This is a genomic window from Vogesella alkaliphila (genome assembly GCF_014652475.1).
Taxonomy (GTDB): domain Bacteria; phylum Pseudomonadota; class Gammaproteobacteria; order Burkholderiales; family Chromobacteriaceae; genus Vogesella; species Vogesella alkaliphila.
In genome coordinates, this window is record NZ_BMYW01000001.1 from 575217 (window position 1) to 586573 (window position 11357).

Annotated in this window: 8 protein-coding genes; 3 read left to right on the forward strand and 5 right to left on the reverse strand. The window is 65.4% G+C overall.

Annotated features, from left to right (window positions below; translation table 11 throughout):
* The first annotated feature begins 123 nt into the window (after nucleotides 1-123).
* Nucleotides 124-2946, forward strand: coding sequence for an excinuclease ABC subunit UvrA (gene uvrA, locus IE100_RS02720; RefSeq protein ID WP_189372602.1), 2823 nt, complete (start codon nucleotides 124-126; stop codon nucleotides 2944-2946).
* Nucleotides 2947-2988: 42 nt separating this feature from the next.
* On the forward strand, nucleotides 2989-3426 hold the full coding sequence (locus IE100_RS02725) for a VOC family protein (protein ID WP_189372603.1): 438 nt from the start codon (nucleotides 2989-2991) through the stop codon (nucleotides 3424-3426).
* Between the two features lie 70 nt (nucleotides 3427-3496).
* Here IE100_RS02725 and IE100_RS02730 read toward each other — a convergent pair whose 3' ends face one another.
* On the reverse strand, nucleotides 3497-4234 hold the full coding sequence (locus IE100_RS02730; RefSeq protein WP_189372604.1) for an EAL domain-containing protein: 738 nt from the start codon (nucleotides 4232-4234) through the stop codon (nucleotides 3497-3499).
* A gap of 180 nt (nucleotides 4235-4414) precedes the next feature.
* Between IE100_RS02730 and IE100_RS02735 the strand changes: the two genes are divergently transcribed.
* The gene (locus IE100_RS02735) at nucleotides 4415-6013 is read left to right on the forward strand and encodes a methyl-accepting chemotaxis protein (protein ID WP_229800193.1); all 1599 of its coding nucleotides are present in this window, start codon (nucleotides 4415-4417) and stop codon (nucleotides 6011-6013) included.
* Nucleotides 6014-6017: 4 nt separating this feature from the next.
* Here the strand turns inward: IE100_RS02735 and IE100_RS02740 are convergent, their stop codons facing one another.
* Genes IE100_RS02740 through lptF form a run of 4 tightly spaced genes read right to left on the reverse strand, consistent with a single transcriptional unit; the run spans nucleotide 6018 to nucleotide 11219 of the window.
* Nucleotides 6018-6464 carry a MaoC family dehydratase gene (locus IE100_RS02740; protein WP_189372606.1) on the reverse strand — a complete coding sequence of 149 codons (447 nt, stop codon included), beginning with the start codon at nucleotides 6462-6464 and terminating at the stop codon, nucleotides 6018-6020.
* Nucleotides 6465-6468: 4 nt separating this feature from the next.
* Nucleotides 6469-9042 carry a [protein-PII] uridylyltransferase gene (locus IE100_RS02745; RefSeq protein ID WP_189372607.1) on the reverse strand — a complete coding sequence of 858 codons (2574 nt, stop codon included), beginning with the start codon at nucleotides 9040-9042 and terminating at the stop codon, nucleotides 6469-6471.
* On the reverse strand, nucleotides 9039-10112 hold the full coding sequence (gene lptG, locus IE100_RS02750; protein WP_189353118.1) for an LPS export ABC transporter permease LptG: 1074 nt from the start codon (nucleotides 10110-10112) through the stop codon (nucleotides 9039-9041). Before lptG ends, IE100_RS02745 begins: the two co-directional genes overlap by 4 nt.
* On the reverse strand, nucleotides 10113-11219 hold the full coding sequence (lptF, locus tag IE100_RS02755; protein WP_189372608.1) for an LPS export ABC transporter permease LptF: 1107 nt from the start codon (nucleotides 11217-11219) through the stop codon (nucleotides 10113-10115).
* Nucleotides 11220-11357: the final 138 nt, after the last annotated feature.

Consider the following 11357-nt stretch of genomic DNA (forward strand, 5'->3'; position numbering starts at 1 on the left):
GGCGTCGTCACAGTGGGCGGGCAGCGGCAGCGGGTTTCCCGGTCAGGAAATCCATCGTGCTATGGAGCGGCCGCGCGCAAGTCCGGTATAGTAGCAGGTTCCCCGACCGACGGTGAGACAGGCATGGATTCCATCCGCATTCGCGGCGCACGTACGCACAATCTGAAGAACATCAATCTCGACCTGCCACGCCACCAGCTGGTGGTGATTACCGGCTTGTCCGGCTCCGGCAAGTCGTCGCTGGCCTTCGACACGCTGTATGCCGAGGGGCAGCGCCGTTACGTCGAGAGCCTGTCGGCCTACGCGCGGCAGTTCCTGCAGCTGATGGAAAAGCCCGACGTGGACCTGATCGAGGGCCTGAGCCCGGCGATCTCCATCGAGCAGAAGGCCACCAGCCACAACCCGCGCTCCACCGTGGGCACCGTCACCGAGATCCACGACTACCTGCGCCTCTTGTACGCCCGCGTCGGCGATCCGCACTGCCCGGATCACGACGTGCCGCTGGCGTCGCAGACCGTCAGCCAGATGGTGGACCACGTGCTGGCGCTGCCGGAGGAGACGCGGATGATGATCCTGGCGCCGGTCATCGTTGGCCGCAAGGGCGAGAACGTCGAGCTGTTCGAGGATCTGCGCGCGCAGGGTTTCGTGCGCGTGCGCGTCGACGGCGAGGTGTACGAGCTGGACGCGGTGCCCAAGCTGGACAAGAACAAGAAGCACTCGATCGAGGTGGTGATCGACCGCGTCAAGGTGCGCGCCGACATGCAGCAGCGGCTGGCGGAAAGCTTCGAGACCGCGCTGCGCCACGCCGAAGGCCGCGCCATCGCGGTGGAGATGGATAGCGGCAAGGAGCACTGGTTCTCCGCCAAGTTTGCCTGCCCGGTGTGCAGCTACAGCCTGCCGGAGCTGGAGCCGCGCCTGTTCTCGTTCAACAACCCGATGGGCGCCTGCCCCAAGTGCGACGGCCTGGGCGAGATCACCTATTTCGACCCGACACGGGTGGTGGCGCATCCGGAGCTGACCCTGGCCGCCGGCGCGATCAAGGGCTGGGACAAGCGCAACCAGTTCTACTTCCAGATGCTGCTGGCGCTGGCCGAGCACTACGGCTTCTCGCTGGAGACCGCGTTCGAGGACCTGCCGGACGAGGTGCAGAAGGTGGTGCTGCACGGCTCCGGTCGCGAGGAGATCGGCTTCACCTACGTGTCCGAGCGCGGTACCAAGTTCCAGCGCGCGCACGCCTTCGAGGGCATCATCCCCAACCTGGAGCGCCGCTACCGCGAGACCGACTCCAGCACCGTGCGCGAGGAGCTGGCCAAGTACCAGAACAACCAGTGCTGCCCGAGCTGCGGCGGTTCGCGCCTGCGCAAGGAGGCGCGGCACATCTTCGTTGGCCGCAAGACCCTGCACCAGATCAACCAGATGGCGCTGAAGGATGCGGCCAACTTCTTTGCCGGGCTGGAATTCAGCGGCCAGAAGCAGGCGGTGGCCGAGAAGATCGTCAAGGAAATCAGCGACCGCGTGTCCTTCCTCAATAACGTCGGCTTGGACTACCTGTGCTTGGCGCGCTCCGCCGACACCCTGTCCGGCGGCGAGGCGCAGCGCATTCGCCTCGCCAGCCAGATCGGCTCCGGCCTCACCGGCGTGATGTACGTGCTGGACGAGCCGTCCATCGGCCTGCACCAGCGCGACAACGACCGCCTGCTGGCGACGCTGCGGCGGCTGCGCGACCTCGGCAACAGCGTGATCGTGGTCGAGCACGACGAGGACGCCATCCGCGCCGCCGACTACCTGGTCGACATGGGGCCGGGCGCCGGCGAGCACGGCGGCGAGGTGCTGGTGGCCGGCACGCCGGCCGAGGTCGCCGCCAGCGAGCTGTCGGTGACCGGCGCCTACCTGTCCGGCCGTCGCGGCATCGCGGTGCCGGCCAGTCGGCGCGAGGTCAATCCCGAGCGCCTGCTGCGTCTGGCCGGCGTCAGCGGCAATAACCTGAAGGACGTGACGCTGGCGCTGCCGCTGGGCATGCTGGTGTGCGTCACCGGCGTGTCCGGCTCCGGCAAGTCCACGCTGATCAACGACACGCTGTACAAGATCGCCGCGCGCGACCTGAACGGCGCCAGCGAGCAGCCGTCGCCGTACCGCGACATCAGCGGTCTGGAGCATCTGGACAAGGTGATCAACGTCGACCAGAGCCCGATCGGCCGCACGCCGCGTTCCAACCCGGCCACCTACACTGGCCTGTTCACGCCGATCCGCGAGCTGTTTGCCGGCGTGCCGCTGTCGCGCGAGCGCGGCTACGGTCCGGGGCGCTTCAGCTTCAACGTCAAGGGCGGCCGCTGTGAGGCCTGCCAGGGCGACGGCGTGATCAAGGTGGAGATGCACTTCCTGCCGGACGTGTACGTGCCCTGCGACGTGTGCCACGGCAAGCGCTACAACCGCGAGACGCTGGAAGTGCAGTACAAGGGCAAGAGCATCCACGAAGTGCTGGAGATGACGGTGGAGCAGGCGCTGGACTTCTTCGGCGCGGTGCCGACGGTGGCGCGCAAGCTGAAGACGCTGATGGATGTCGGCCTCGGCTACATCCGCCTGGGGCAGAGCGCCACCACGCTGTCCGGCGGTGAGGCGCAGCGAGTGAAGCTGGGGCTGGAATTGTCCAAGCGCGATACCGGCCGCACCTTGTATATTCTGGATGAACCGACCACCGGCCTGCATTTTCACGACATCGAGCTATTGCTGAGCGTGTTGTACCGCTTGCGCGAGAACGGTAATACTGTGGTGGTGATCGAGCATAATCTGGACGTGATCAAGACCGCGGACTGGCTGATCGACCTGGGGCCGGAAGGCGGCGCCGGCGGCGGCCAGATCATCGCCTGCGGCACGCCGGAGCAGGTGGCGGCCAACCCGGCCAGCCACACCGGGCACTATCTGGCGCCCTTGCTGAAAAAACCGTAACCGATCATAACGACATCATGAATTTATTTTTTTGGGGTACGCATGCTGACGCTGGCCAAGATTGACCATCTGCACATCAAGGTAAATGACGCCGCCAAGGCGCTGGACTGGTACCAGCGCGTGCTGGGCATGGGGCCGGACGTGCGCTACAAGCATCTGCAGGAGGGGCCGCACGGGGTATTGATGCTGACCAACCCCAGCGCCAGCGTGCGTCTGGCGCTGAGCCAGGACGAGGCGGCGGTGGTGCCGGCCGGCGCGGTGGCGTTCGGTGTCAGCGGTCACGATTTTCTGGAGTGGCTGGACCGGCTGGCGGTGGAGCGGGTGGTGAGCCGCGACGGGCAGACCATCGCCCGCGACTCGGTACACGACCACGGCTTCTTCTGCTCGGTGTCGTTCGTCGACCCGTTCGGCAATCCCTACGAAATCGTCAGCTACGACCACACCTGGCTGGCGGGCAAGCTCAAGCTGAAACGCGCCTGAGCCGCCTGCCGGCTGGTCTCCGTTGCCCAAGGTTGGCCGCAATGCTGCGGCCAACCTTGGGCAAATTGCTTTACAGCGCGTTCCGGCTGATGAACTCGGGGCGGAACAGATAGCCCTGCACGAAGTCGACGCCCAGCGCCTGCGCCTGGCGCAGGTCGGCCTCGCTTTCGACGCCTTCCAGCACCGTCTGCTTGCCTTCGGCACGGGCAAACGCCAGCAGCATCTGCAGCATGCGCAACTGCCGCGGCTGCTGCAGTTGCCGCAGCCACTGGCGGTCGAACTTGTAGATGTCCACCGTGCACAGGATCGGGATCGACACCATCGTCGCCGGCCCGCCGATGTCGTCCAGCGCGGTGCGGATGCCGCGCTGCGCCAGCAGTTCCGCCAGCAGCATGCTGTGGTCCGCTTCCTGCACATTGGTGTTTTCGATCAGCTCGATCACGGTGCGCTGCGGCTGGCGCAGCAGGTCGAGCAGCGGGTGTTCCGGTGTCGCCAGCGACAGGCCGGCGACGGCGTGCGGGTCGAGGTTGAGGAACAGCAGGCCGTCGCGCGGCGCGTGTTCGATCTGCCAGCGCTTGCTCATCAGCTCAACCTGCACCAGCGTCACCGGCGAATCGTGCAGCGTGTCGAACACCGCCTGCGGTGGCAGCGGCTGGCGCGTGGCGTCGTAGAACCTTGCCAGCGCCTCGTAGCCTACCGTCTGCAGGCTGTGGGTCGCCTTGATCGGCTGGTATTCGGCGCCGATGCGTTGCCGTTCGATGACCTCCAGCAGCAGCTCGGTCGGGATGGTATTGCGCGCTTGATTCATTTGATAATCATTTGTATTTATATTTTTTGAACTGTACCGCGTACCACCCCGTTTGCAAAGCTGGCCGGAAGAGGTATTTTCAATCACGCCTGCCGATCTTTGTGTAGGCTTGATTAGAAATGTTTGATAATCTTGCACGATTGGCGCACACATCAATAAGACACGATTATGAAAATAAATATGCCCGTGACAGCCAACGAGCTGTTTCTCGATCCCCTGCGTCCGATTGTGACCAAGACCGATCTCAAGGGCGCCATCACCTACGCCAACCGCGCGTTCATCGACATCAGCGGTTTCAGCGAAGCCGAACTGCTGGGCAACAACCACAATATCGTGCGTCATCCGGACATGCCGCCGGAGGCCTTTGCCGACCTGTGGGAAACGGTAAAGCAGGGCAAGCCGTGGGGCGGGCTGGTGAAAAACCGCGCCAAGAACGGCGACTTCTACTGGGTGGAGGCGCATGTCACGCCGATCACCGAAATGGGCAAGATCGTCGGCTACGTCTCGGTACGCAGCACGCCCAACCGCGCCGAAGTCAGCGCCGCCGAAGCGCTGTACCAGAAGGTGCGCGACAAGCAGGCCACCCTGCCATCCACGCTGAAACAGCTGTCCAAGCGCCGCGATAGCGGCAAGATCGGCTTCGTGCTGACCGGCCTGTTCAGCTCCGGCCTGGTCGCCGCCGGTTGCGTGCCGGGCTGGAGCGACGGCACGCGGCTGCTGGTGAGCCTGCTGTCGCTGGGCGCCCTGGCGGGCGCTTCGGCATGGTGGCGCTACTCCGAATGGCGCGTGATGACGCGCCTGCACCAGGGTTTCCTCAATCTGGCGGAAGGCCAGCTGGAGGCGCCGCTTCAGACCAAACTTGGCGGCCAGCTCGGCGCGATGATGGACAGTCTGGAAGGCCTGCGCCTGCACATGCGCGCGATGGTGGCGGATTCGCTCAGCGCCGGCGGTCGCACCTACGAACAGTCGCACGCGCTCAGCCAGGAAATGGGCGGGCTGGTGGCGCGCGCCGAGGAGCAGGGCAAGGGTCTGCAGCAGATCAGCATCAGTATGGAGCAGATCAGCAGCTCGATCGGCCATGTCGCCTCGATGGCGCAGGACAGCGTGCAGGGCGCGCAGGAAACGCGCAATGCCGCGACCGAGGGCCAGCAGGTGATGCAGCGTGCGGCCGAGGCCGCCACCCAGGCGGTGGTGGTGGTCAACCGCTCCAAGGAAGAACTGGCGGCGCTGGACAAGTCGATGACCGAAATCGGCAACATGACCAACCTGATCCACGGCATCGCCGAGCAGACCAATCTGCTGGCGCTGAACGCGGCGATCGAGGCGGCGCGTGCCGGCGAAACCGGCCGCGGCTTTGCCGTGGTGGCCGACGAGGTGCGCAAGCTGGCCGAGCGGACCGCGACGGCGACCGACGCCATCGGTGACGTGGTGCAGCAGATCGTGCAGATCACCGACAAGGTGACGCTGAACATGGACCGTTCGGTGGAAGAGGTGGATCACGTCAGCGCGGAGATCCGCGCCTCGGCGTCGCAGCTGGATGTGTTGCTGGACATCGCCGACCGCGCCCACGACTTTGCCGGCAAGCTGTCGAGCCAGGTGGCTAGCGACTCCTCGACCGTGCACCAGGTGGCGGCGTCGGTGGAGCAACTGGCGGTGCTGGGCGAGCAGAACATCGACACCGCCAACAATGTGCTACACAGCGCGCAGGCACTGGAAGTGGCGGCCGGCGATCTGGAACGGCTGACGCTGCACTACCGCAAGTGGCAGACGCCGAGCTAAGCCCTTAGCCGTCCCTGCGCTTTACCCAAATCGCCGTTTCCAGCTGGACGGCGATTTCTTCATTCTGGTTGCGCGTCGTCCACTGCAGCGTGACGATGCCGAACTGCGGCTGCTTGGCGGAGGCGCGCTGCGCCAGCACCTCGATCTCGGTTTGCAGCGTGTCGCCGGCGCGGGTTGGCCGCGGCCAGCGCATATTGTCCACCTTCATGCCGACCAGGCCGCCCGCGACCCGGCTCAGCTCGCTGGCCACCACCAGGCGCATGGTCAGGCTGGCGACATGCCAGCCGCTGGCGGCGAGGCCGTTGAACACGCTGTCCTCGGCCGCGACCTCGTCCAGATGGAAAAACTGCGGGTCGAAGCTGCCGGCGAAGTCGCGGATCTCGTCCAGCGTCAGGGTGTGGCTGGCGGTGTGGAAGCGTCGGCCGGGGGTGAGGTCTTCGAAGTGCAGCATGGTGTCAGATCCGTAGTGCGTTGATCAGGTCGTTTTCCAGCGCCAGCAGCAGCTTGTCGTCGTGGTCGGACGGCAGCGACAGCAGGAAGGAGTCCTCCACCCGGCCGCCCAGCGTCATGATCTTGGCGGCGTCGACGTTGACGTGATAGTCGGACAGCACCTTGGCGATCTTGGCCAGCAGGCCGGGGCGGTCGCCGCTGACGATGGACAGCACGTAGTGGCGCTGCTTGTCGTCGGCGCGGATCAGCACCTGCGGCTGGATCGGGAAGTGCTTCAGGTGACGGCTGAGGCGGCCGGGCGGCGGCATGCGGATCGGGTCCTGACGCTGCAGGTTGGCCGCCAGCTCGAACTCGATGAAGTTGATCAGGTCGCGATAGTCGCCGTCGTGGTGCTCCGGCAGGAACACGTGGAAGGTGTCCAGCGCGTAGCCGTGGCGGGTGGTGTGGATCTTGGCATCGGCGATGCTGTAGCTGGCGGCGCCGAGGAAGGCGCAGATGCGCACGAACAGGTCGGGCTGGTCGGCGGCGTAGACGATCAGCTCGATGCCTTCCTTGTCCTCCGACAGCCGCGCCCGCACGATCGGGGTTGGGGTGTCCACGCTGCGGTTCAGTACCCGCGCGTGCCAGGCGATCTCGCGCGCCTCGTGGCGCAGGAAGTAGATGCTGTCGACGTGCTGCCACAGCGCCTGCTCGGCGCCGTCCGGCACCGCGTTCAGGCGCAGGATGGCCTGCGCCGCCTTCTTGCGCTCGGCCAGCTCCAGATCGAGATCGACCTCGCCGCCTTGCTGCAGCTTGCGCCGCGTGGCCTGGAACAGGTCTTCCAGCAGCTTGGCCTTCCACGCGTTCCACACCTTGGGGCTGGTGCCGCGGATGTCGGCGACGGTCAGGATGTACAGCGCCACCAGATGGCGCAGGTCGCCAACGTTGGCCGCAAACTCCTGCACCACCTGCGGGTCGTAGATGTCCTGCTTCTGCGCCACGCTGGACATGGTCAGGTGCTGCGCCACCAGCCATTCCGCGAGGTCGGTGTCGGCGGCGGACATGCCGTGCGCCTCACAGAACTGGCGGATGTCGGCCATGCCCAGTTGCGAGTGGTCGCCGCCGCGGCCCTTGGCGATGTCGTGGAACAGGCCGGCGATGTACAGCACTTCCGGGCGCTCGAACTCGTCGATCAGGCGGCTGAGCAGCGGGTATTCGTGGTTGAACGCCGGCACCGCGAAGCGGCGCAGGTTGCGCACCACCATCAGGATGTGTTCGTCGACGGTGTAGACGTGGAACAGGTCGTGCTGCATCTGGCCGATGATCTTGCCGAAGGCCGGCAGGTACTTGCCCAGCACGCCGTACAGGTTCATGCGGCGCAGGGTGCGGGTCAGGCCGACCGGCTCCTTGAAGAACTGCATGAACAGCGCGCGGTTGTGCGGGTCGCGGCGGAAGCGCTCGTTGATCTGGCGGCGCGCGTGCCACAGCGCACGCAGGGTGCGCGGCGCCATGCCGCGCAGGCCGTGGCGCTGGATGTGCAGGAAGGCGCTGAGGATGGTCGACGGCTGCTTCTCGAAGATGTCCGGATCGCGGATGCCGAGCATGCAGTTGACGCTGTAGAAGTGCTCGTCGAGGTCCTGGGTCAGCCGCGGCACGGTGCAGACGTAGCGCGCGCGCAGGTTGGGTAGCAGGATGCCGTTGAGCTGGCTGACGTTCTTCGACGCCTTGTAGAAGGTCTGCATCAGCTGTTCGCTGGCGCGGCGGGCGTCGTCGTCGCTGAGGCCGGACATGGTGGCGACGGTGTTCTGCAGGTCGAAGATCAGCCGGTCTTCGCGGCGTTTGGCGGCCAGGTGCAGGTCGATGCGGATGCGTTCCAGCTGGCGTTCGCTGTACTTGATCAGCCGCGCCTCGGAGGCGGTGAGGATGTCGTTGCTGATCAGGCTGTCCCAGGTCTGGCCGACGCCGATGGCCTTGCTGATCCACAGGATGGTGTGCAGGTCGCGCAGGCCGCCCGGGCTTTCCTTGATGTTCGGCTCCAGGTTGCTGCCAAGGCCGTAGTGCTTGCTGTGACGTTGCTGCTGCTCCAGCAGCTTGCCCTCCAGGAAGGGCAGCGGGTCACGGTTGCGCTCGACCGCGCTGTTGAGCTGGTGGAACAGGGTGATGTTGCCGGCCAGCATGCGGTTTTCCAGCAGCGTGGTGGCGACGGTGATGTCCTTGGCCGCTTCCTGCAGGCATTCGTCTATGGTGCGCACGCTGTGGCCGACATCGAGGCCGATGTCCCACATCGCGCCGATGAAGTCCTCCACGAAGCTGCTGAGGCTGTCGCAGGTGGCCGAGGGCAGTAGCAGCAGCAGGTCGATGTCGGAGTGCGGAAACAGCTGGCCGCGGCCGTAGCCGCCCACCGCCACCAGCGCCGCGCGCTGCCCCAGTCCCAGTACGTCCCAAGCGGAGCGGATCACGCCGTCGACCAGCGCGCTGTGTGCCTGCAGATAGGCGCGGCCGTTGCGGTCGGCGGTATAGCGTGCGGCCAAGGTGGCGCGGCCGTCCTGCAGGGTCTTGCGCCAGCGCTGGCAGAGCTGCTGTTGTGCGGTTGCCGTCATCGTTTTTCCAGTCGGAGTATGGCCCAGCCTCCCGCGATCAGGAACAGCGTGGTGGGGATGGTGGCCGAAAGCAGCGGGTTCCAGTCGTACAGCAGGCCGAGATGGCCGAACAGCCGGTTACAGAAGTGGAAGGCGATGCCGAGGCTGATGCCGGTGAACAGCTTGACGCCGAGGTCGTTCTGGCGCCGCTGGGCCGGGGTGAACGCCAGCGCCACCAGCGCCATCGAGATACAGGCCAGCGGGTAGAACAGCTTGCTCCACAGCGCGATCTCGTAGCGCTGCGTTTTCTGGTGGTTGTTCTGCAGGTGCTCGATATAGGTCAGCAGGTCCAGCGCCGACATCTGTTCCGGCACCACCAGCAGCACCGACAGGATGTCCGGCTGCAGTACCGACTGCCATTGGCGACCGGGCTGGCGCGAGGTGCTGACGTGGTCGGCGTGCAGCGTGGACGAGCGCACGCCTTCCAGCTGCCAGTTGCCTTCGCCCCGGTAGGTGGCGCGCTCGGCGAACTCGCTGCGGATCAGCCGGTACTCGTCGTCGTAGCTGTAGATGCGGATGCCGAGCAGGGTGTTGTCCGGCAGCATCTCGCGCACGTTGATCATGTTGTTGTCGTCCTTCACCCACAGCCCGGAGCGGAACTCCTGTGCGATCAGCGAACGCGTCGACTGCAGTTTCAGCCGTTCGGCCATCTGCTCCGACTGTGGCGAGATGAACTCGCCCAGCGCCAGTGCCGACAGCGCCATGATCAGGCCGAAGATCAGCTTGAAGCGGGCGATCTGCCCCAGCGAGACGCCGAAGGTGCGGATGGCGGTGTACTCGGCACTGCCGGACAGCTGCGACATCGCCACCAGCGCGCCGATCAGCACTGCCAGCGGCATCAGCTCGTAGGCGTGGCCAGGGATCTGCAGCGCGACGTAGGCCAGCATGGTGCCGGTCTGGTAGCTGCCTTTGCCGAGGTCAGGCACTTCGCGGATGATGTCGAAAAAGCCGTACAGGCCCAGCAGGCAGGCGAGGGTGAACAGGGTCGCGCCGAAAAAGCGCGCCATCATGTAGTTGCGTACGGTCTTCATTTACGGGGTCTTTCGCAGCCAGCCGCGCAGCACCGGCAGCAGCGAGCCGGCAGGACGGTTGCGGTAGTGAAGCAAGGCCAGTGCCAGCAGCAGGATCAGCAGGTGCGCCGGCAGGATTGCCAGCGCGCTCGGCAGCTTGTCGCTGGCAATCCAGTTGCGCAGCAGCCAGAGCAGGTTCTGGTAGGCAAGATAGGCGCCCAGCGCGAACACCAGATTGTAGGCGTGGCCGGAGCGCGGGTTGTAGTAGCTCAGCGGCAGCGCCAGCAGCGCCAGCAGCAGCGCGCACAGCGGCAGCGACAGGCGCCAGGCCAGCTCGGCGCGGTCTTTCGGGTCGTCGCTGCCGAACAGCTGCAAGGTTGGCCGCGTGCTGCTGTCCATCTGCGGCGCCGCGGTGCGGATATTGTCACTGATCTTGATGCGGTAGCTGTCGAACTCCACCACCTCGAAGGCGCCGCTGCCCGGCTCGCCGACATAGCGGCGGCCGTTGAGCAGGGTCAGCGTCCGGTTGCCGAATTCGTCCCGGCCTAGCTGGCCTTCCTTGGCGAAGACCGACGACACCTCGCCATCGGCGATGTTCTGCACGAACACGTTGCGGGTGGCGCCGGTGGCGACGGAGTAGCTCTCGATGAAGTAGACGCGGTCATTGCTGCGCGACTCCTTGAACACGCCCGGCGCCAGCGCGGTCATCTCCTCGCGCTGCTTCAGTATCTCGGCGTACTCGCGGCTGCGCTGCTGCGCCCACGGCTCGACCACCAGCGTGCCGACGGCCACCAGCAGGCTCAGCGGCAGCGCGTAGCGCATCACCGGGCCGACCCAGTCGGACAGCGACTTGCCGCTGGCCAGCCATACCGCCATCTCGTGCTCGCGCCACATGCGGGTGAACACCACCATTACGCTGACGAACACGGTCAGGATCATCAGTACCGGAAAGAAGCCCAGCGTCCAGAAGCCGATCAGCGCCGCCACCGCCTCGTTGGCGATGCGCCCTTGCGCCGCGCGGCCGAGCAGGTTGATGGATTGGGTGGTCAGCAAAATCGCCAACAAAATGAAAAAAACGCCGATACTGGTATAAGTCAGTTCGCGCGTGAGGCTTTTCTTAAAAAGCATAAAAGCGGGCCTGTTTTTGACAATGCGTCAAAAGGGTAGTGATAATTAGAAATATTAGCCGAAGAGGCTTTCGGTCAAAAATCAAGGTGGGCCGGTTGATTCAAGCCAAGCCAAAAGCTTGACGGGATGCGCCTTGAT

What these genes read in the sequence shown, in the direction of transcription:
- lptF (WP_189372608.1), bottom strand. Translation starts at nt 11,219, where the DNA reads ATGCTTTTTAAGAAAAGCCTCACGCGCGAACTGACTTATACCAGTATC.
- IE100_RS02735 (WP_229800193.1), top strand. Translation starts at nt 4,415, where the DNA reads ATGCCCGTGACAGCCAACGAGCTGTTTCTCGATCCCCTGCGTCCGATT.
- IE100_RS02740 (WP_189372606.1), bottom strand. Translation starts at nt 6,464, where the DNA reads ATGCTGCACTTCGAAGACCTCACCCCCGGCCGACGCTTCCACACCGCC.
- IE100_RS02725 (WP_189372603.1), top strand. Translation starts at nt 2,989, where the DNA reads ATGCTGACGCTGGCCAAGATTGACCATCTGCACATCAAGGTAAATGAC.
- uvrA (WP_189372602.1), top strand. Translation starts at nt 124, where the DNA reads ATGGATTCCATCCGCATTCGCGGCGCACGTACGCACAATCTGAAGAAC.
- lptG (WP_189353118.1), bottom strand. Translation starts at nt 10,112, where the DNA reads ATGAAGACCGTACGCAACTACATGATGGCGCGCTTTTTCGGCGCGACC.
- IE100_RS02745 (WP_189372607.1), bottom strand. Translation starts at nt 9,042, where the DNA reads ATGACGGCAACCGCACAACAGCAGCTCTGCCAGCGCTGGCGCAAGACC.
- IE100_RS02730 (WP_189372604.1), bottom strand. Translation starts at nt 4,234, where the DNA reads ATGAATCAAGCGCGCAATACCATCCCGACCGAGCTGCTGCTGGAGGTC.